Source organism: Rhodococcus sp. 5A-K4 (assembly GCF_046097995.1).
Taxonomy (GTDB): Bacteria; Actinomycetota; Actinomycetes; order Mycobacteriales; family Mycobacteriaceae; genus Rhodococcus_F; species Rhodococcus_F erythropolis.
Window position 1 is genome coordinate 38,154 of the sequence record NZ_JBJURM010000021.1, and the last position, 22,557, is coordinate 60,710.

A 22,557-nucleotide genomic window follows, 5' to 3' on the forward strand; every position below is an offset into this window, starting at 1 on the left:
GATCACAAATGACAATGAAAAAATCCTGGCTAGCAGCGCCGATGCTGCTTCTCGCGCTCAGTGCATGCAGCGACCAGGGCACATCCACCGAACCTGCCTCGTCTGAGGGAGCAACTGCAACCGCCACGACACCGAGCTCCTCAGGGACACTCACACCGGTCTCCAGTACCACGATTGTGGAGATCACGACGGAAGCCATCGTCGAACCGCCCACAGCGGAGGCGACATTCATCGACTCGTCAACGCCGGCGGTGACCAAGCACATCGACTACTGCACCTCGCCCGGCCCGAACACCGCGTTCACGGACGGAACATACGGTTGGACGGACGAATGCGCCGGCCCCGCAGCGATCAACCGGGTCAGCGAGATCACCGCCAACGGAGGATCCTGCGACGGAACCACGTGCACCAACTCACTAGGAATGACCTTCCCCGACCCTCGGGCCGAAGCCGGAATGTCCGATGCACCGCCAACAGCTGGCACTCCTCGGACCACGACAAGCACGCCGACCGTAACGAATCCGCCGAACCATCCCCAGGTCCTGTGGTCGAATTGCCTGCAGCAAGGCAACACCCCGGAACAATGCCGGGAAATACTCGACAACTGATTCTCACGCCCAGCGAAAGTCCGGCCAGTCCTGAGCACGTCGGAGCTGCAATTTCCGGGGGCGGTCTTCGACACTCTCGCCCGACTTTGATCCACACATTCACTGAGTAGGTCCTGTGGTTTGACTGTACGTTTTTCCGCATCAGCACTCGAGTACCGTCCGACACTGATGGAGACGATATTCGACGTAGGTTCTGCACACGGGTTCTCGACGGAACGAAGAGAAACCCGCTGCGGAGACCCGAATCGGATATTCACTGCATCCTCGGCCACTATCACCTGGGCCACTCGGTACGAGGAAAACACACCGCACACCTTTGGGTGACCCACCCTGCTGGTCGTCAGTACCAGCTGGGTGGGTCGAGTGTGCCCAACTCTGGGGGGGCCGGGCACACGATCGGGAGCGGCTCGCCTGCAGTCGTGTGACATCTCGGCGAACCCCTATCCATCGCCGCCTCGAACGGAGATGGTGCGGAAGGGAAATGTAGCGCACACGATTTCACTGACCTGTAACCACCCGGCGTGTTTCGGCGGCCATTTCGTTCTTGCGATGTGAGGCGGATCTAAGCTCACCTCGACAACCACGGCCTCAACCTCACGGGAGCAGCGATGAGTCCTCGGCCCACCTGGCTCCACACCCGATCCACCGAATTCCGGGCCGCCCTCCTCGATCTCGGGCTCACGATCACCGACACCGAAGCCCGCACAATCCTCGACGACAAACTCACCGAATACGCGACCCTGATGAGAGTCACCCGCCAGACCGCGCAGCGCGATTTCACCGACGAACGTCTGATCGCGTTCGCGCAGTCCCTCGCTATGTCTCTCTCCGACGAAGCCCCCGGCGCCGATCTGATCGAATTCGAGCGCACCATCTCCGTGCCCGTCGCTGCCGTCGGCCTGACCACCGCGGCGCTGGCCGAAGCCTTGAAAGTCGCGCACATCAACCTCGACGACAAAGAAGCTGTCGCAGGCCTGTCCCTGCTCTCGACCCTCGGCATGATCACCGCCGACGCGAACCACTCCGTCGTCCCGACGCCACGCCCGCTGCTCTTGCGGATCGCCCGCTACCTCGACGGCGCCGCGGCATCCATCACCGACGGTGCGAACCTTCCCGACGGACTCGACGACACCCACAGACAGCAATTCGCGGACATCCTCGCCCAGGACGCCGACGGAATCCGGGCCCTCGCCAACACCGAAGACGGCGACCCCCCGCGCCTGTGGCGCACTCCCAACCCGCGCTGACCGCCGGTGCAGCGAAAACACAGTCGATGCGCTGAAACCTGCGGGACGGCTCGCCCGCCGATAGACCAGGGGTGGCTACCGGCGGAGCGTTCGCCATTCCCGTTGGGGACCGGGTGATGCCGCCCCCGAAAATTTACGTGTCACCCACCCCGGTTACCAGTCTTCGCACAGTTACAACTACTTGAGCATTGAACTACCGAGGAGTATCTCGCCGCCTGCAGGTGAACCTGTACCGAGCTAGTTCCTCGCGTCCAGGGGTGCGCCGTCACTTACCTCCCGCTTACCGACCGGCCAGCAATGACGCAGTAACATCACACTGTGGTGCGCTGCTTTCCGCCTCGGTTCCAGCGCACCACGCACCACCCGTTACCACCGCGCAGGCAGTCGCCCCTTTCACTCGGCCTGCATGATCCACACGTGCAGGAGCTACCCATGGCCTCCCCCGACGAGCGTCTGACCGCCAAACTCGAGCAACTCCCCATCAGCGACGACGCCCCCATGTGTTCACTCCTGCGCACAACGCTGCTCACACACGCGCAACAGGGCAGCGACATCACCGAACCGACCGTGCTCGGACTGCTCGCCATCACCGGCGTCCTCGAAGAACGACTCACCAGGCTCGAAGCCATGATCCAACCCTCCCCCACACCATGACGGCACCACCGCCTCGCATCGACCGACGAAAGTGCGTCCGAAAATTTCTCGGAGCGAGGTCAGAAATTGCCGTTATCCTCGGCTGCATCCTCTTCGCCCTCGTCATCGTCTGTGGGCAGCCTGAAAGAAATTTCTCTGTCGAAAAGACAAGGTCTGTGGGTTATTCGACATAGATTGTCGACACCAGTTCTCGACACCTCAACCTCAGTACGAGCTGGGGGTATACGTGCTTCACAGAAGTGTCGAATACCGATCTTGCTCTCAACACGTCAACGCATCACTGCTGGTGACATGATGCGTGATCGTGGAGGCATGGATGGGCAACAAGGCGCTCGGGTTCACTGTGGAACAGGAGAACACGATCTGGGAGATGTGGCGTCGCGGTGATTCGCTGAGTGCGACCGGGCGGGTCCTCGGGGAGAGTGTCCCTCAGATCGGCCGGTTCCTGCGTAAATCCGGCGGTATCCGGCCGCTCCCACGTCGTCGGCGAGCATCTCATCTCACGGCCGGGGAGCGTGAAGAGATTTCCCGTGGGATCGCCGCCGGTGACAGCGCTCGGACGATCGCCGACAAACTCGGAAGATCCCCGTCCACGATCGCACGGGAGATCGCCCGCAACGGCGGCCGCGAACACTATCGGGCGACCCTGGCGGATGCCGCAGCGTATGTCCGCGCGCGCCGCCCTCAAATCTCGACCCTCTCCACCAGGCATTTTCTGCGGGAGATTGTCACAGGGAAGCTGAGTGAGCAGTGGTCTCCGCAGCAGATCTCCGCCTGGCTCCGACGCGAGTACCCGTCCGATCCGCAGATGTGGGTTTCGCACGAGACGATTTACCGCTGCCTGTACATACCGTCGCGACAAGTATTCGACGATACAAAATTTCACGAACTGCGTACTGATCGGCGGATCCGCCGCCCTCGTGGGAAGAAACGCTCCCACGGGCGCGGACAGATACGGAACAGAGTCTCCATCGAGCTTCGAGGAGCTGCGGCCGGCGATCGTAGCGAGCCCGGACACCTCGAAGGTGATCTCGTGTTTGGCACCCGCCCGTCGGCGGTCGCGACGCTGGTAGATCGGCAATCCCGCGCCGTGCATGTGGTCGCATTGCTGGACGGGTACCGGGCCGAGACGGTTGCGGACGCCTTGATCGCCTATCTGGGCCGGTTGCCTGCGCATCTGCGTCGGTCGTTGACGTGGGATCGGGGACTGGAAATGGCCGCGCACGAGCGCATCACCGCAGAACTCGACCTGCCCATCTACTTTTGCGCCCCGCATCATCCGTGGCAACGAGGGACGAACGAAAATACGAACGGGCTCCTGCGCCAGTACCTGCGCAAGAACGCTGACCTGCGCACTTTCAGCCAGGAGGACCTGAATTCGATCGCGGTAAGACTCAACAATCGGCCTCGTCGGGTGCTCGACTGGAACAGTCCACGCCAACGAGAAGACCAGGTGCTCGGCTCCTCCGCAGTCGGATAGCAAAGCTGGCTATAACGGCGGTTGGCATGATGATGGTCATGGCTGCCACCGGTCTTCCCGAACTCGATGTCGCCCGGATCGTGAAGTACTGCGCCAGTCGGGTTCCCGATCGTCTGCGTCATGAGATTCGGGTCGAATGCGACATCGCGCTGCGCCATGTCACGATCTGCGAATGCAGACCGCCGTGGCGAGAGGACTTCGGACCCGAATGGACACGATTCCCGATCGCCCGCCTGTCTTACACGAAGAAAACCGGGCTGTGGACTCTGTATTGGCGAGACCGGAACCTCAAGTTTCACCGTTACCAGTTCTTGGCGCCGAGTCCTCACGTTCAGGATTTGCTCGATCACATCGAAAGCGGTGCGGACCCGATCTTCTGGGGTTGATCCGTTATCGTCGGTGATGCGTTGACCTATTGAGACCAAGATCCATTTTCGACATGCCTCGCGCTGTACCGGTAGGCCTGCATGACTTTTCAGTGGATTATTGCGGGGAATTGAGGCCAGGCATCTGTCACAACATTCCCACGCTCCACAGGAAGCTGATCACATGCCAAATCGGAGGTGAGGCGCGTGTGCCTGCTGCCGGTTTTGCCCGACACGATTGATAGGCTGATCAGCAAAGTACGCGACCGCCGTCGGCCGCAACGTACGCGAGCGGTGGGACGGTGACGTGGCACAAGACAATGGCCGGTGGGTCGAGGTCTCGAAGTCCGCGTTTACGCATGAAACAGAGGGCCTGCAGTTTCTGCGCGACCTGATCCCCGACGCTTCGCCTTACCGGGTGTGGACCAACTTCGAGTTTATGGACAACCACGGACTCTGGCATGAGGTCGACGCCCTGGTTCTGGGCCGCCGGCGTCTGCATTTGGTGGAACTCAAGCACTTTCTGGGCACATTGCGTGGCACAGAAACGAACTGGGTTCGGACACTGCCCAGCGGAAAGATCCGTGCGCAGAAGTCTCCGCTGCTCCTCACCCGACGCAAAGCTCAACGTCTCGCCTCTCGAATCGAGGAGGAGGCTCGTAAGGTCGCCGTCGAGAACGGACTCGACCCAGAGAAGGTTCGCCGCGCTCTTCCGTTCACGCAGGAATCGGTTTTCCTTCACGGTGCACCATTCGATGTCGATATGCCGGAGTTGGCGAAATCCAGCTTGTTCGGTATCGACGGCCTCGAGGACCGCACCAAGCTGCCGGGCATTTCCGCCAGGCTTCTCGAACCTCCCACCGACAGCCGCCGTGTCGACGAAGACATCAGTGTCATCGTCGCGTTAGCTCTGAAAAATCTTGGTATTGCGCGCCGAACCGAGCGCGATGCAGGTTCCTGGACTATCTCCGGAGCACCGCTCGCCAATGGCGACGACTGGCAGGAATGGTCAGCGAAGCACAAAGGTACCGACGAAGAGGGCCGGGCCCGCATCGTCTCGTTCGGTCCCGGTACCCCCGTGCATGCCCGCGCCGCCGCACATCGACGGATGCAACGCGAGTATTCATTGCTCAGCTCGCTGCGCCATGAATCGATCGTCGTTCCTCGCGACCTGGTACAGGACGACGACGGAAACACCGTGCTCGTCTACCCTGCCGTCGCGGGACTCGAACCGCTCGATTTAGCGCTTGCCACAAGAACTCTCACCGCCGATCAACAACTTGTCATTCTCACGCAGGTAGCCGAAGCACTGTCCTATGCACACCGAAATCATGTTGCACATCGTGGTCTCGGGCCCGGCACCGTCTTGATCGACACCGAGAAACTCGATACAGGCTCGGTCGTTGTCCGTCTAGTCGACTGGTCCTGGGCCGGCCGCGTGCACAGCGGCGAAACTCGTTCGGCCACAATGCTGGGCACCACCCTGGCTCCAGGCGGAACCCCGGCAGATGAGGTGTACCAAGCTCCGGAAGATCGGTGGGCCCCTGACGCCGACCGCATGGCGTTGGACGTCTTTTCCCTCGGCGCACTCGCCTACTTCCTGCTCTCCGGTGGTCAGGCACCTGCTCGTGATCGTGCGGCACTTCTTGATCGTCTTCGCCGGGAACAGGGCCTGGATCTGGCGGCGTCCGGTGGACGTTTCGTGGACGAGACCGTGCGCGATCTGGTGTTGCACGCCACGCATCCTTCAGTGTCGAAGAGAGTGGACAGCGACAGAAAGACCGGTCAGCCGACCTTCGGGGCGCAACAATTCTCGATGCAGTTGGCGACGTACCGGGCATCGCAGGACAACTCCTCCACACTCCCCGATATCGATCCGTTGAATCCACCGATCAACGCTCTACTGGTGGATCGTTTCGAGGTTCTGCAAATCCTCGGCGCAGGATCGACTGCACGTGGAATCCTGGTAGCCGATCACAACTACGACGGTCGGTCTCGGGTGCTCAAGGTGGGCCTCGACGACAGCGCGAATGCGCGGCTGCGCGAAGAGGCTGAAGTTCTCACCCAACTCGCCCAGCAGGATCCTGCGGTACCTGGCGTCGTGGAGTTGATCGAAGGTCCGCTCGAACTCGGATCCCGACGAACAGCGTTGTTGCTCAGCAATTGCGGCGACAAGACCCTCGCCGACGTCATCCGGTACACCCCGCTCGCGGAATCCCAGCTGCGAACATGGGGTTTGGAGCTGCTCAATGCCGTGGTAGCTCTCGACGCCGCCGGCATCAACCACCGGGACATCAAACCGTCGAACCTCGGGTTGTCCCGGCCCGAGAGCAAAGCCCGCGCGGCCAAGGCGCGGCTGGCGCTCTTCGACTTCTCGCTCTCGCGTGCGCCGGTCGATCAGCTCGATGCTGGTACGCCTCCGTATCGAGACCCTTTCCTCGGAACGGGCATCCGCCACACCTACGACTCAGCCGCGGAAAGATACTCCGCCGCTGTCGTGCTGTACGAGATGGCCACTACCACGACACCGACCTACGGCGACGGGATGAGCGAGCCGACAGTACTCGCCGACGACGTATCGATTGCTGTCGAGGACTTCACCTCGAGCGGGTTCACCCTCACCCGCGCAGACGGTCTCGCAGCATTCTTCCGCACGGCACTCGCGCGCAGCGTCAAGGATCGGTTCGATACCGCTACCGCGATGCGCACTGCCTGGGAGGCCCTGTTCAAGGCGAAGCCCACCGAACATCCCCCGGCTCCCGCACCTGCCACGATCACTCGGACCGAGCCGGCACCAGCAGTTTCCGTGCCCGCCACATATTCCTCGCTCAGTGTGCTTGCCACGGAGTTTGCCCGCGCATCGGGAAGTAAACCGTCGACGATCAAGCGGCAGATCGTCGAACTGGTCTTGGGCGCCCACGAGGACAGTCCTACGGATCCGTTTGTCACCTATCAGTCGTTGGCGCTGATCGCCCATGTCACGCCCGGTCGCGTGGCGCAGATATTCGGTGAGTTCACCGAACTGTGGTCGAAAAATCCTCAACTCTCCGCGACGGTGCAGTCCTTGTATCGGCGCGGTCAGACGCTGCTCGAATCTTCCGGTGGCGCTTCGACTCCCGAACTGTTGGCGCGTGAGCTGTCGAGCGCCTTGCACACAGACGGCGCCGACAATCCGCACCGCACCGCTCTCGGTGTCCTACGGCTACTGCTCGCTTCCTCACCTGCTTCTACCGACACAGACACCGGTACTGACTCGAAACTGCACATGGTCCGGCGTCAGGGCTCGGGAACCGTGGCGATGATTTCCACAGCTGCGGTACCTCGCAGACTGACCGGCGCGTTGGCCGCTGAAGTTGAGCGACTGATGGCTGATGCGCACGCGCAGGGCGCTCTTCTGGTGCGCCCGACCGACGCAGAATTGCCTCTTCGCTCGGTAGCGTCGATTGTCCTGGACATCGCTCCGGATGAGGTAGAGATCCCCGGCTACACCCTTCTGCGTATCGGTGCGGCAGCCTCGGCCGAGGTCACCCTCTCAGCCCGCGATGAACTGCACTCCCGGACGATGCCGATCGGTGACGCATTGACACTGCTGCTCCAAGGGCTCTCCGACACTGATTCGTTTAGCCGACCGGAACTAGAATCGCGTGTTGGCGCGCGTTTCCCGGTGCTCACCAAGTCCCTTCCGCGCAGACCTGAGCTGGACGTAGTGGTACAGGCAGTGGTTCCGAATATTCGGTGGAACGAGCCGTCCAGTCGATACGCGTTCGAGAATGCAGCCGGACCTCTGTCGAGTGTTCCGACCTTTCACACACGCTTAGCGCGCATGTCGAGCACGGCGGGCAGCCGCGCGAGCGACATCGAAATGCTCTTGGAATCGAGTCTCCGCGATCGGACGTTCCGTGCGTTAGGTGTGCCGATGGGATTCTCTGACGAGATTGCCCATGCCCTCGCCATCCGATTCGGTGCGCACCACATCGACGTCACCGACGTGGTGCTCGGTCATCTCCGATCCGTCGCGGAGCAGGTCGGCGCCCCGTGGGATGCAATCCTTGCCGCAGATGCGGGCCCTTCCGCCGAGCGAGAAAATCTTAAAGGGTTTGTTTCACAGGCAATCCCGACACTTGTCGAGTCCGTCAGGGCCGCAGATGCACCCGTGGTTCTGACGGATCTCTCGATGCTCGCCGGCTACGACCTCCTCGCGCCTGCGTTGATGAACTGGATCGACATCACCGCCCCACCTGCGCATGCGGTGTGGGCGCTGATCCCCCAGCCGAACGAATCCGGTGGCAAACCGGGTGCGCGTGTGGACAGCACGGCGTTGCCACGGATGAGTCCGGAGCAGTTTGTACAGGTGGGTGAAAACGGCCTCCACGCGATTCTCGCGGCGGCCGCATCGTTCACCAGGCCTGACATCGTGTCGGGTCGCAATGAGAAGGAGCATGCCTGATGGCGTTGGCCACGATCGCCGGAAACCAACTGACGGCCGCACTGAAGCCGCAATTGGCTCTGTTGGTCGATGACATGCGGGCGCGTCTCATCGCCGACAGTGCGGAGCTGGAGCGCTGGCGAGCCACTCACCATGCTGCCGTTCAGGAGAAGCGCACAGCTGTGTCGTGGACCGATTGGTCGGAGGATCAGCTCACCCAGGCCGCGGTCGGCTGGTTGCTTACCAGTGTGTTCGTCCGCTTCTGCGAAGACAACCTACTGCTCGGTGACACCGCGGTGTGGATCACGCACCCGAATTCGATGCTGCGCCAACGCGCGGTGGATGCCGAAACCTCCTTCTACCAGGAACATCCCGACTACTCCTACCGCGAATGGTTGGAACAGTCCTTCGACGCACTGCGTCAATATCTGGCTACCCAGTCGCTGGTCGATGAGCATGCCGCTCTCAACATAACCACCCCATCCTCGGATGCGGTGCACCAACTTCTCGCATTCTGGCGCCGCACCGACGACAACGGAGAGTTGGTGTGGACGTTCCGCGACGACCAACTCTCCACTCGATTCCTCGGTGACCTCTACCAGGATCTGTCGGACTTCGCGAAGAAGAAGTACGCGCTGCTCCAAACCCCTGAATTCGTCGAGGAATTCATCCTCGATCAGACAATGGAACCGGCACTCAAGGATCGTCCGCTCGAAGGTTTCAAGGTCATCGACCCCACCTGCGGATCCGGCCACTTCCTACTCGGAGCCTTCGCCCGTCTCGTGGAGCGTTGGCATCATCACGCACCCGGGCTGGAACTGCGCACCCGTGTCGACAACGCGTTGGCGTCGGTCTACGGAGTAGACCTCAACCCGTTCGCGGTGGCCATCGCGAAGTTCCGCTTGATCGTGGCAGCGTTACAGGCTTGTGGCGAGACCTCGTTGGTGAATGCACCGAAGTTCACGCTGAACCTCGCCAACGGTGACTCGCTTTTGCATGGTCCAGAGCAGGGAGGCTCAGACGCCTTCGACTACGGCGACTTGTCCTTCGACAAAAATGCCGCGGTATCTGGGTTCACGTACAGCACTGAAGATGCAGGTCTATTGCGGAAGATCCTTGCTCCTGGGCAGTACGACGCGGTGGTTGGTAATCCACCATACATCGTCGTCAGCGATAAGGCCCTCAACGCGCGATATCGGGAGATCTACCACTACTGCAAGGGAAAGTACGCACTCACAGCACCTTTCATGGAAAAGTTCTTCGATTTAGCCAAGACTAGCGAGCGCCCAGGCTGGGTCGGACAGATCACCTCGAACTCGTTCATGAAGCGCGAGTTCGGCGTACCTATCATCGAAGAATTCCTCGCAAAAAAGGATCTACGTCTGGTCGCCGACACATCAGGGGCATACATCCCTGGGCATGGCACCCCGACCGTGATCATCACGGGCCGCAACCATCCAAGGATCCACGACACTGTCCGTGCGATCCTTGGCATTCAAGGTGAGCCTGGCGCTCCCTCTAACCCGGCCGAGGGCAAGGTTTGGACCTCGATCGTCGAGCACGTCGATCAGACCAATCATGAAGATCAATGGGTATCCATAACAGACCTGCCACGTGAGAACCTGCGTCAGCACCCGTGGAGCCTCTCAGGTGGTGGCGCTGTAGGGCTTCTGGCGGCTGTCGAGTTAGCGGACGGAAAGGTTCTAGGAACCATCGCGGAGTCGGTTGGCTTTGCAGCGATCACTGGTGAAGATGATGCCTTCGTTGTGGGGAAGCGCGTTCCGTCAGGGTTTTCGCGAAATACCGTCGATTTCCGACCCTTTGTCAGCGGTACGCAAGTGCGGGATTTCACGGTGTTCGAACCCGACTACGCCATATTTCCGTATGGTTCATTGGCGATTTTGAGTGAGCCGGAAATAGGTACGTTACTTTGGCCGCTTAGGACTAATCTCAAGAGAGGTCTAGCGTTCGGACAAACACGCCAGGAGCGCAACATTCCGTGGTGGGACTATATTCTTCCAAATGCACGCAGACTCGCTGCGAGTCACCTAATCACATTCGCAGAAGTAGCGACGCACAACCATTTCGTTCTTGATCGCGGCGGAAAGGTATTCAAGCAGACCGCACCTGTGATCAAGCTGCCGGAGGGGGCGACCGAGGAAGATCACCTTCGATTGCTGGGGACTCTGAACAGCTCGACCGCATGTTTCTGGCTCAAACAAAACTGTCACAGCAAAGGGAACGGCGGAATTAACGGCGGCATTGCGTCCGAGCATTGGGAGAAATTTATCCAGATCAATGGCACCACGGTGAAGGACTTCCCGTTCCCTGCTGCGACACCGCTTGGTCGTTCCAGATGCCTCGACGATCTCTCTCAAGTGCTCGCTCCGCAGGAACCCGCCGCCGCGATTGCACGAAATGGCGCCACCCAGAACACTATTGACACAGCACGCAAGGAATATCACCGTATCCGAGCATTGATGGTCGCCGAACAAGAAGAACTCGATTGGGAAGTGTACCGACATTACGGACTTATCGAGGGCGAACTTTTTTCCGCTGCTGGCACTGTCCCCGGCATAGAGTTGGGCGAACGCGCATTCGAGATTGCGATGGCAAGAAAGGTTGCGGCTGGCGAAACAGAATCTGCCTGGTTCGCCCGTCACGGTTCAACACCGGTCACCGATATCCCGGCCAATCTGCCCACTGAGTACCGCGAACTTATCGAGAAACGGCTTGCTGCAATCGAATCGAACCCTTTCATTCGACTGCTCGAGCGACCCGAGTACAAGCGTCGCTGGGCCGGGGACTCGTGGGATGTCAAACTTCAGCAAGCCTTGAAGGATTGGATTCTCGACAAGCTCGAAGAGCCGTCGCTGTGGTTCACCGCGCAGGGTGCCCCGCAGTGTCTGTCGGTGGCTGAACTTGCCGGGCACGTCGAGAAGAACACGGAATTCATTGAGGCGCTGGACCTGTGGGCCGGCAAGAAGGACGCCCCGGTCACCGAAACCCTCGTCAAACTGCTCTCCGACGAGGCCGTGCCCTATCTGGCGGCTTTGCGTTACAAGGACTCCGGGCTGCGCAAGCGTGCCGAGTGGGAACGAGTCTGGAATCTGCAGCGTGACGAGGATGCCGGGCTGATCACAGCAACAGATATTCCCGTCCCACCCAAGTACACCGGTACCGATTTCGTGAAGCAGTCCTACTGGTCGCATCGCGGGAAGCTGGATGTACCCAAGGAACGGTTCATCTCGTACCCGAGCGCCGGCCGCGCCACTGACCCGACGCCGCTGCTCGGGTGGGCCGGCTGGAACCACGCCCAGCAGGGCATCGCGCTCGCCACCATCTACGCCAACCGCGAATCCGAGGGCACCGCGCTCACCGAGCTCGTACCGGTGGTCGCCGGTATCGCCGAGATTCTGCCCTGGGTCAAGCAGTGGCACAGCGGAGTCGACCCCACGTTCGGGATCGATTTGGCGGAGTATCTCACCGGTCAGCTCCACGAAAAAGCTTCTGCTGTCGGTGTTCCCGTCGGCGATCTACCGAACTGGCGTCCCGCCAAGACCACTCGAGCTCGCAAGGCCGCACCTAGAAAGGCTGCGCAGTGATGTTTCCCGGCGCCTCCACCTCATCCGCCCGTACTCTGCGGGAGACCTTCGCGATCTCGGAATCGCACGGCATCAACGACTACGTGTTGCGTCTGTCCGACTCTGTCGCGGACGATCGACTGGCCGCGACGGTCGACTCGTACGTCGTCACACCGGCCATCGCCGAAGCGTTCGATCAGGCGTTGTCGGTGGTCGAGGAATCCTTGCGTACGGGCGAGAACAAGTCCGCGTACCTCAACGGCTCGTTCGGTTCCGGTAAGTCGCACTTCATGGCCGTGCTGCACGGAGTTCTCGGGCACGCCCCGAAGGCACTGGCGATTCCCGAGCTGCAGCCGATCATCGCGGCGCATCCGTCCGTTTCGGGCGCGAATCTACTGCGTTTGACATTCCATTTCCTCGATTCGGTATCCGTCGAATCGGCCTTGTTCGATCAGTATCTGCGTCAGATCGCAGCCTTGCATCCGGACGCTCTGCCTCCTGTGCTGCACTCGGCCGGTGGGCTCTTTGCTGACGCTGACCATCGCCGGGCGGAGGTGGGTGACGACAAGTTCTTCGCCACTCTCAATGGGCTCAATACCGCCCCATCGGTGTCCCCTATCGACTGGACTGCACTCGCGAAAGGCGACACTACGCACGATGCGTCCACGGCCGTCAACACTGTCTGGACTGCAGATACATACACCGCTGCAACAACTCCCGGTGCGTCTCCCACCGTTCGCGCCAGTCTGCAAAAGGCTCTGATCGCCACCTATTTCACGAGCTACTCCCGCAACACCGACTGGCTCCCCCTCGAAGACGGTCTGGCCGTCATCGCCGATCACGCCAAGTCTTTGGGGTATGACGGTGTTGTCCTGTTGCTCGATGAGTTGGTGTTGTGGCTGACGTTCCTGATCACCGAACGCACCAAGTTCAACGCCGAAGTACAGAAGATCACGAAATTCGTCGAGACCGGCCGCGGCCGGACGGCGGTGCCGATTTCGTCGTTCATCGCCCGCCAGCACGACCTGGCCCGCTGGGTGTCGACCGGCTCCGAATCCGGCGCCACGCAGCAGGCCCTCGAGCAGGCCTTCGCGCACCAGGCGGGCCGGTTCGACAATGTCGAGCTCGGTGACGAGAACCTGCCGTTCATCGCCAAGAAGCGTCTGTTGACTCCGATCGACTCGGCGGCGCAAGAGGCGCTCGACCGTGCTTTCGCGCATCTGGACCGCAACCCGAAGGTGTGGGATGTTCTCCTCGACGGTGTCAATACCGATGGGCAGTATCGCGGTTCGGACGCGGATGCCTTCAAGCTGACATACCCGTTCTCCCCTGCGCTGATCGCGACCCTGCGGGCGTTGTCGGGGCAGATGCAGCGTGAGCGCACGGCACTGAAGGTGATGCAGCAGATGCTGCAGGACAATGCCGATCGGTTGACCGTCGACAATGTCATTCCGGTCGGGGAAGCGTTCGACTACATCATCGACAGCGCCAACTCCACTCCGATCAACGATGCAGCCGCCAGTACGTTCAAGACCGCGCGCACGCTCTGGACCGAGAAACTGCGTCCGTTGTTGTTCCGCAGTGCCGGTATCGAAGAAACTACGGCGGACGACGTCGTCCCGCCAGGTCTGCGTGCGGATATCCGCATCGCGAAGACGTTGTTGATGTCCGCGGTGGCGCCGAATGTGCCGGCGCTCAAGCAGATCGATGCCAGTCGCCTCGCTTCACTCAATCACGGCAGCGTTGTCAGCATCATTCCCGGTGATCAAGTCACGCAGATCACCCGGAAGGTCAAGCAGTGGGCCGCGGAAATCCCGGAAATCTCCGTCACCGCTGATGCGAACCCCATCATTTCCGTGACCCTCGAGTCCGTCGACTACGAACGCATCGTCACCCGCGCACAGGCCGAGGACACCGACGGACGACGCCGCGAACTGATGCGCACGCTACTTTCCGAGCATTTCGGTGTCGTCGGTGTCGATCACACGGTCGATAATGCGTTGCTGCGCAACAAGATTTGGCGCGGCACCGAACGGCCAGTGGAGGTGGTGTTCGGCAATATCCGCGATCGCGGCTACCTGCCGGACGAGTCGTTCCGGCCGAGCACGGCGGGGGCGCTGCGACTGGTCGTGGATCTGCCGTTCGACGATTCCGGTCACACCACATCCGAGGACCATGACCGGATCGAAGCGCTACTGCGCACCGGCCAGGACCGGTTCACCGTTGCCTGGTTGCCGAGCTTTTTCACTGAGAAGGTGACCCGTCAGCTCGGGCGGCTCGTGATCCTCAATTACGTTCTCGCCGGTGACCGGTGGGCGTCGTATGCGAACGAGCTCTCCGAAGCCGACCGCGCTGCTGCCCGTTCGATCCTGCAGCAGCAGCAGTCGCAGGTGCTTGGGCAGTTGAGCAACGCCATTCAGGTCTCGTACGGGGTGGCGAGCGGTGCCCAATTCCCCGAAGGGCAACCACCGTTGCGGTCCCTGCATGCCGGTTTTGCGGTGCAGCCACCCATCGGGAACACCCTCGGTGAAGCCGTCGATCGGTTGATCGTCGACGCCTTCGATGCGCTGTATCCGGACCATCCCGAGTTCACTCCCGTCGACAAGGTGATCAGCCGCCGCGAACTCAACACCGTTCTGATGCGGTTGCGTGAGGCGCAGTCGCAGGTGGACGGCCGTATCCCGCTCGAACGCACCGAGCGCGACGTCGCCCGCCGGGTCGTCGAGCCGCTCGGGATCGCGAAAACCAACGAGACCCATCTGATCTTCGGACCCGAACAGTTCACGGCGTGGCGCACGCGCATCACGCAGGAGCTTTCGCGTCTGGCGATCGACGAGCAGTCTGATGTCGATGTCGAGGTGTTGCGTACCGCGATCGCGGCCAGTGGACCCAAGCGCGGCTTGACCGGCGATATGATCGATTTGGTGGCCGGTGCGTGGGCGGCGCAGACCAAGCGTTCCTGGTTCCTGCACTCGAGCCCGATCGACGAACCTTCCATCGGTGATATCCGCCGGGGCACGGCGCTGCGCCTGGAACCGTTGCCGGATCAGTACGAATGGCTCAAGGCCATCACGCGGTGGAAGACGTGGACGGGGCAGGTGGTCAACGAGTATCTGACTGCCACCAACCTCGCCTCGTTCGCCGATAATGTGCGCTCGTACACACGTGAGACGTTCAAAGCTCGAAGCCAGTTCGTGGGCGCGCTCGGTGAGGCATACACCTACTTCGGGATCGATCCGGAGCATGGCCGCTACGCGTTGGCTGCTGACGTGGCGGATTTGTTCGAGGCCCGGTTGACGCACGTCGACAATCTCGGTCTCGTCGCCGCGATCGCGGATGCGCCGTTGCGCGGCACCGATGTCGAGGCGTCGAAGTCTCTCTCGTCGGCGACCGTTGTGGAGCAGGCACTGATCCGTTACCCGCTGAGCCGGTGGAACGTGCTCCGCGATGCCGCCACCTCGGATGCCGCTGATGGCGCTACGAATGCGCGGGTGATTCTGTCCGCCCTGAAGCAGGCTGTCGAAGCGCACGAAGCTGTGCAAAGTCTTCCCGTTGCTCTGAGCAATGCCGACCGCGAGCGGGATGTGTGGCTTGAACAGCGTGCGGGGAACCCCCGGCCCGATCCAGAGCTTGACGAGCGGGAACGCCAGCTCCAGCGGGAGCGGGAAGAGCGGGAGCGCGAACGCGAGCAGGAACGGGAGCGTGAACGCGAACGACAGCGTGAACGCGCATTCGAGCTCGAACGCGAACAGAAGCGGGAGCGCGAGCGCGAACGTCAGCGCGAACGAGAACGTGAGCTCGAACGTGAGCTCGAACGTGAGCGGGCGCGGAAGGCGGCCGGCGGTGGTAGCGGCGATATCGTCGCCGATATCGCGGAGGTCGCCGACGTGTCAGCGTTGGAGGCTCAGCTGCGAGAGATGCTGGCCCAGAATCCTGGCACAAAATTTGCGGTGACGATCACCCGAGTCGATCGATGACCGGTACGACCAGGCTCCCGGAGGCCGACCTGGCGGGCGTGCGCACCGCGATCGGCCAGTTCCGTGCCAGCAGGCACCGCCGCGGCGTTATTGCTCTCGCTGCGGCTCCGCTCTGGTCGGGCGAGGACACATTCGAACTCGACGGCCAGAGCGTGCGCGTGCGCGTCGGCCCCAGCGTGCTGGCGGTTCGGGACGCCCTGACCGAGCGGCATCGGTTCGATTGGGTGGTGATCCTGACCGATCGGGAAGCCGGCGAGTTGCCGGCCGGTGTGGTCGACCATTTCATTGCCGGCCGGCTCTCCAACGTCGATCCTTGGCCGACGTTGCGGGAGATGTTCCGCGCGACGCGCCAGGAGTTCAATCTGCTCTCACTCGACAACGATGCCGCCCGCTCCGCGTTGCGGGAACTCGGCGATGCGGTACCGCCTGCTCCGGGCGGGGTGCTCACCAATGACCACTTGTTCGGGGCGCTCGCGCACCGCAATTTCGGTCTCACTGCCGGTGAGGTCACCGCGCATCATGTGTCGTTGTGGTCGATGAACACCGCGCTGACCAGCCGGTTTTCGGCGTGGCGGGATCGAACTGCGCCAGTTCTGGTGGAACAGTTCTACCTCTGGCTCGAACGCAAGCTCGGCCCGCTCGGTCGCGCGATGACCGCGGTGTGGCGCGCCAGCGGACCAGCGCAGTTGGTTCCGCTCGGCCTTGTCGCCGCCCTGATCGACGATTCCGCGGCGACGTCGGTGGCGTTTCCGTCTACGGTCGACGTCACCGTCAAGGTGCGCACGCTCCTCGAAGTGGAACTCGCGCACCACACCCTCACCGAACAACAACTCTTCACCTGGGGAAACACCGCCACGCTCGCTGTTACCGGCACCGAGATACCGGACGAGGTGTTGCGCCGCGCCGAAGAATTGGTGGTTCGGTTGCACGCGGCACCGCTGGTGGGCCGCTCGGATGTGCTCCCCTCTGCCAGAGCGCCGCGGATCGCGCGTTTCGCGGCGGCTCTCGCCGGTGCCCAGCACAGCAGCGATCTCACTGCTGTCGAAAATGCGTGGGCTGATGTCGTTGCGCATCGCGAATCACGCGCCAACTCTCCCGATGCACCTCGCGATATTCGGGTCGGGGCAGCGGCGCTGCGTCTGCTGCGCTGGACACGGAGCGAAATGCACCAACCGTCGACGCTGGCCGGATGGCTCACCTACTACCGCAGCGAATTGTCGTGGGTGGACGGCGCGGTCAACGACTCCTTCGTCGGCGCCGACAACACGATGCTCGCCGGTGTCGCGCATCAGATCATCACCACGGTGCGCGCGCGCCGCAAGGAACAAGACCGGCAGTTCGCCGCGCTCGTCGCGTCGGGAGGTGCCCACCGGCAGAGCGGAGTGGGTGCGCCGATGTACATCGAAGAGATCCTCGACCGCGTGGTTCTGCCGCTGACCAAGCCCTCGTTCGGTCCCACCGCGCTCAGCGTGACCGGCCCGTCTCCGGTCTTGGTCGTCATTGCCGACGGTATGAGTGCGACCGCATCCAACGAGGTCGTCGCCGATGCCCTGCGCCGCTACCGTCCGCAGTGGCAGGAATGCACTCTACATTCGGAAGCGCCGAGCGATGTGGCCCTCGCCGCGCTACCCACTGTCACCGAATTCTCTCGCTGCACACTTCTCTCCGGAGCCCTTCACCGCGGCGGACAATCCGAGGAACGCAGCGGATTCTCCACCTGGCTCACATCTCATGCACTACGCGGCGCCGGTCAGGTGTTGTTCCACAAAGCTGACCTCGAGGCAGTTTCCCGCGGCAATGCGCTCGCCCTCGACGTACGCAGCGCGGTGGACGACACCAAGAACCGGCCTGTCATCGCCTGCGTCCTCAACGACATCGACGACGCGTTGGATCGGTCGGATCCGATCGGCACCACGTGGACGACATCCGGGTTCAAGCGTCTCGATGCGCTCTTGTCTGCTGCGGCCGCCGTCGGGCGCACCGTCGTCCTGGTCAGTGATCACGGCCATGTCGTGGAACGGCGTGAACAGCCCAGCGTCCAGCGAGGTCAACAGGTTTCGGCGCGGTATCGCCTGGCCGGTGGAGTTGACGCAGCCGCTGACGAGGTGCTTGTCACGGGGCCGCGGGTCCTCACCGACAACCACAGTGCGATCCTCGCGGTGGACGAACAACTGCGCTACACGGGACTGAAGGCCGGCTACCACGGCGGAGCCTCATTGGCGGAAGCTGTGATCCCCGTGTCGATTCTGGTCAACGGGGCGGTACCTCCGCATCTCGAACTCGAAGTTACGCCCTCACCGGTACCGACGTGGTGGGAGCCGGCCCGGGCCGCTACTCCGCAGGCCCCAGTCGCTGTGGCTCCCACGACAACGCCCAAACGCAAGAAGGCCCCGGTGAAGGCGACACCCCAATCCGATGCACTCTTCGATGTCGGTGCCCCCGATACCGCGGCAGCCGCCCCGGCAGCCGCGCCTGCGTCCGGGGGACGAGACAAGATCTCGGAGCTCCTCGACAGTGGGCTGTTCGCTCAGCAGTACAAGAGTTTCGGCCGCGACCTCGACAAGAAGTCGATTCGGCAACTCCTTGCCGAATCCATCGACGGTAACGGTGTGCTGCCGCTCGCACGTGCGGCGGAGATCCTCGGCGTCAAGGTCACTCGCGCGTCCCGCGCGGTATCAGTGCTGGCCCAGGTACTCAATACCGACGGCGTTGTCGTACTGAGCGTCAACGGTAACGAACTCGACGTGGAGGCCGCCCTGATGTTCGAACAGTTCGGTGTAGCCCAGTGAGTGCCCTCTCGCCTGTCCGCCGCCGTGAGATCCTCCAGTCGCTACGCCAAGGCACCGTGCCTGACGGCAACCTCGATGTCCTCGCTGTCGGTATCGATCGCTTCGCCACCACCATCGACGAAGACCTCGACGCTGTGTCCTCCGGCGGAGCCATCTTCAAAGCGGTTCGCGGTGAGTACGGTTCGGGTAAAACATTCTTCTCCCGATGGGTCGAGCAGCGGGCGATGCAACGTGGTCTCGCCGTCGCCGAGGTGCAGATCAGTGAGCTGGAGACGCCGCTGCACAAGCTGGAAACGGTGTATCGACGCACGATCGAAGAGCTGCGGACCTCTGCCTTCGCCAAAAGTGCGTTCCGCAGCGTCATCGACGCGTGGCTGTACGGAATCGAAGAAGACGCCGCCGCGGCCGCCGGTGTCGATGAAGCCACGGCCCAACAGATCGAGGCCTTGCTCGAACAACGTCTCGCGAGTGTCGCGACCGCGACCCCGGTCTATCCGATGGTGTTGCGCGCCTACCGCGATGCCGTCGAACGTGGCGACGCCGCAACAGCCGACGCTCTCATCGCGTGGCTCGGTGGACAACCGCATGTCGGGGCTGCCGCCAAGCGCGTCGCGGGGATTCGGCAGGACGTCGACCATTTCCTGGCGATGGGGTTTCTGCAAGGTTTGCTGGCAGTGCTCAAGGGTGCTCGGCATCCCGGCCTGGTGCTGGTGATCGACGAGGTGGAGACGCTCCAACGGATGCGCTCGGACAGCCGCGCAAAAGCACTGAACGCGTTGCGTCAGTGGATCGACGAGCTGGATTCCGGGCGTTACCCCGGTCTCTACTTGGTGATCACCGGGACACCGGCGTTCTTCGACGGCCGACTGGGTGTGCAAGCGCTGCCGCCGCTGGCGCAGCGTCTGCAAACCGATTTCGGGACGGACTCCCGTTTCGACAATCCTCGTGCACCGCAGATTCGGCTTACCGGATTCGATTTGGAGCGTCTGGTCGAGGTCGGCATCCGCGTCCGCGACGTATATGCGGACGGTTCTGCGCAGCCACACCGAATCCGGTCGATGGTCGATGACGTGTACGTGCGTGATCTCGCGGCCGCCGTGGCCGGTGAGCTGGGCGGCAAGGTCGGGGTATCCCCACGAATCTTCCTCAAGAAGCTCGTTGCGGATGTGCTGGATCGGGTCGATCAATTTGCCGAGTTCGATCCACGTCAGCACTATTCGCTGACGATCGCCGATAGCGAGAAGTCCGAGATCATTGCGGCCACCAGCGCCGACGAGGTGCAGCTGTGACGACGGGTTTCGACGTACTCGACCCGGTAATCCAGCACCACATCGTCAATTCGCTCGGCTGGCCTGGGCTGCGCCCACTTCAGGATGAGTCGGCTACCCCGATCAGTACCGGCTCGGACGCCATCCTGTTGGCACCCACTGCCGGCGGCAAGACCGAGGCTGCGATGTTTCCATTGCTCACACGCATGCAATCGGAGCGGTGGACCGGAATTTCCGTGCTGTACATCTGTCCGCTCAAAGCGCTGCTCAACAACCTCCAACCCCGTATCGCCGGCTACGCCGAATGGATGGGCCGCGGCGCCGCAACGTGGCACGGCGATGTCAGTTCCTCGGCCCGTGGCCGCATCAAACGTGATCGACCGGACATCTTGCTGACAACGCCTGAGTCGCTCGAGTCGATGCTGGTGTCGGAGGGCGTAGACGCGGCTGAAGTTCTGGCCGGCGTTCAGGCAGTCGTCGTCGACGAGGTGCATGCATTTGCCGGTGATGACCGCGGCTGGCACCTGCTCGCGGTGCTCGCTCGCCTCGAAACACTGTTGGGTCGCACACTTCAACGTGTCGGTATGTCTGCCACCGTCGGCAACCCGGATCAGCTGTTGGGCTGGTTGCAAGGCGGGTCTGGTGGGGCTGGTCTCGTGATCTCCCCCGCCGTCGATGGCAGTGCGGTGGTTCCCGATATCACTGTCGACTCGGTAGGTAGTGTCGAGAACGCCTCCACAGTGATTGCGACTCTGCACAAAGGTGAGAAGCGGCTGGTGTTCGTCGACTCCCGCCGGTTGGCGGAAGAACTCGGCAAATCGCTGCGGGAACGCGGAATCACCACCTTCGTCTCCCACTCGTCACTCTCCGCTGCCGAACGACGAGAATCCGAAGAAGCTTTCGCCGAGGCCCGTGACTGCGTCATCGTCGCGACGTCCACCCTCGAACTCGGTATCGATGTCGGTGACCTGGACCGGGTCATCCAGATCAATGCCCCCCGCACCGTCTCGTCGTTTCTGCAGCGGCTCGGCCGGACCGGGCGTAGGCCTGGTTCGACCCGTAATTGTCTGTTCCTGTGCATCACCGAGGAAGCAGTCCTGGATGCTCTAGGCATGCTGCAGTGCTGGTCATCCGGCTGGGTCGAGCCGGTTCTCCCTACGCCCGAACCTCGGCACATTGTCGCGCAGCAGATTTTGGCAGCAGCACTGCAGACCCGGCGAGTACCACTCACCGACTGGCAACAAAGCTGGGGCACGCTCCCCCTCTTCGATGAGACTGCCCCGGAGATCATGTCCCACCTGCTCGATGAGGGGTTCCTCGAACAGGACGCCGGTACCGCGTTCATCGGGCTCAAGGCCGAGAAGCATTTCGGTCGACGCCACTTCATGGAACTCTTGGCGGTCTTCGCCGCGGCACCGGAGTTCAAGGTGCTCGCCGGGCGCGACGAGATCGGGACGGTGGAAACTGCGCTGCTGACCGAAGAAGTTGAAGGGCGCCGAATCTTGTTGTTGGGCGGGCGGTCCTGGGCTGTGACGCACATCGATTGGAAACGCCGCTTCTGTTATGTCGAAGCCAGCGACATCGTAGGTAAGGCCAAGTGGAGCTCGATTCCCGATGGTCCGTCCTTCGAGATCGCGCGCGGTATGAGGGAAGTCCTCCTCGGAGCGCTTCCGCAGGGAGTGACGCTGACCCGTCGTGCGGTGACGACGGTCGACGGTATCCGTGAGGTTCGATCTGGCACCGTCAGCGATGGATCGTTCGTCATTGCCCGCGATGAGCGTGAGGACTGGCGCTGGTGGACCTGGGCTGGTGCGAAAGCCAACCGAACTCTGGGCGCGTGGATCCCGGACCTGGTTGTTCCTCGTCAGATGTCGCGAGCGGACTGCGTACGCCTGCACCGCGACTTGAGCGTGCAAGACATCCGTGACGGACTTGCAGCTGCGCGCGCCCACGATGCGCCGAGACCATTGCCCGCTGTCGACAAAGGCGCGTTGCGCGGACTGAAATTCTCCGCCGCGCTCCCGGAAAACTTGGCCCGCCGAACAATGTCCGCGCGGTTAGTAAATTCAATTGGTGCACAGATATCACTTGAAATGCCCGTCAGATTGACGCTATAGAAGTCATTTGAAATTCTGCAAATACCTCAAATTTGCACTTTT

General features: G+C 62.1%; 11 protein-coding genes. All 11 read left to right on the top strand.

What is annotated here, in order from left to right; translation table 11 throughout:
* Positions 1 to 8 precede the first annotated feature (8 nt).
* The 11 genes from ACKAMS_RS24125 (at position 9) to ACKAMS_RS24175 (ending at position 22,515) form a co-directional block, all read left to right on the top strand.
* Positions 9 to 608: a hypothetical protein gene (locus ACKAMS_RS24125; RefSeq protein WP_408989653.1), complete on the top strand. Its 600-nt coding sequence runs from the start codon at positions 9 to 11 to the stop codon at positions 606 to 608.
* 608 nt (positions 609 to 1,216) lie between these two features.
* A complete protein-coding gene (locus ACKAMS_RS24130; protein WP_003943443.1) occupies positions 1,217 to 1,855 on the top strand; it encodes a hypothetical protein in 639 nt (212 codons plus the stop codon).
* A 432-nt stretch (positions 1,856 to 2,287) separates the two neighbouring features.
* Positions 2,288 to 2,509 carry a hypothetical protein gene (locus ACKAMS_RS24135; RefSeq protein WP_408989654.1) on the top strand — a complete coding sequence of 74 codons (222 nt, stop codon included), beginning with the start codon at positions 2,288 to 2,290 and terminating at the stop codon, positions 2,507 to 2,509.
* Between the two features lie 316 nt (positions 2,510 to 2,825).
* A complete protein-coding gene (locus ACKAMS_RS24140) occupies positions 2,826 to 3,989 on the top strand; it encodes an IS30 family transposase (protein ID WP_231783692.1) in 1,164 nt (387 codons plus the stop codon).
* A 38-nt stretch (positions 3,990 to 4,027) separates the two neighbouring features.
* A complete protein-coding gene (locus tag ACKAMS_RS24145) occupies positions 4,028 to 4,375 on the top strand; it encodes a DUF3024 domain-containing protein (RefSeq protein WP_125053412.1) in 348 nt (115 codons plus the stop codon).
* A gap of 286 nt (positions 4,376 to 4,661) precedes the next feature.
* Positions 4,662 to 8,801 (top strand): protein kinase domain-containing protein, encoded by a 4,140-nt coding sequence (locus tag ACKAMS_RS24150; RefSeq protein WP_408989655.1) that lies wholly within the window; start codon positions 4,662 to 4,664, stop codon positions 8,799 to 8,801.
* Positions 8,801 to 12,385: a BREX-2 system adenine-specific DNA-methyltransferase PglX gene (pglX, locus tag ACKAMS_RS24155; protein WP_408989656.1), complete on the top strand. Its 3,585-nt coding sequence runs from the start codon at positions 8,801 to 8,803 to the stop codon at positions 12,383 to 12,385. The genes ACKAMS_RS24150 and pglX overlap by 1 nt, the downstream gene beginning before the upstream one ends.
* A complete protein-coding gene (locus ACKAMS_RS24160) occupies positions 12,385 to 16,341 on the top strand; it encodes a DUF6079 family protein (RefSeq protein ID WP_408989681.1) in 3,957 nt (1,318 codons plus the stop codon). The genes pglX and ACKAMS_RS24160 overlap by 1 nt, the downstream gene beginning before the upstream one ends.
* On the top strand, positions 16,338 to 19,130 hold the full coding sequence (gene pglZ, locus ACKAMS_RS24165) for a BREX-2 system phosphatase PglZ (RefSeq protein ID WP_408989657.1): 2,793 nt from the start codon (positions 16,338 to 16,340) through the stop codon (positions 19,128 to 19,130). Before ACKAMS_RS24160 ends, pglZ begins: the two co-directional genes overlap by 4 nt.
* Positions 19,127 to 20,419, top strand: a complete 1,293-nt coding sequence (brxD, locus tag ACKAMS_RS24170; protein ID WP_408989658.1) for a BREX system ATP-binding protein BrxD — start codon at positions 19,127 to 19,129, stop codon at positions 20,417 to 20,419. The genes pglZ and brxD overlap by 4 nt, the downstream gene beginning before the upstream one ends.
* Positions 20,416 to 22,515: a DEAD/DEAH box helicase gene (locus ACKAMS_RS24175; protein WP_408989659.1), complete on the top strand. Its 2,100-nt coding sequence runs from the start codon at positions 20,416 to 20,418 to the stop codon at positions 22,513 to 22,515. Before brxD ends, ACKAMS_RS24175 begins: the two co-directional genes overlap by 4 nt.
* The last annotated feature ends 42 nt before the right edge of the window (positions 22,516 to 22,557 follow it).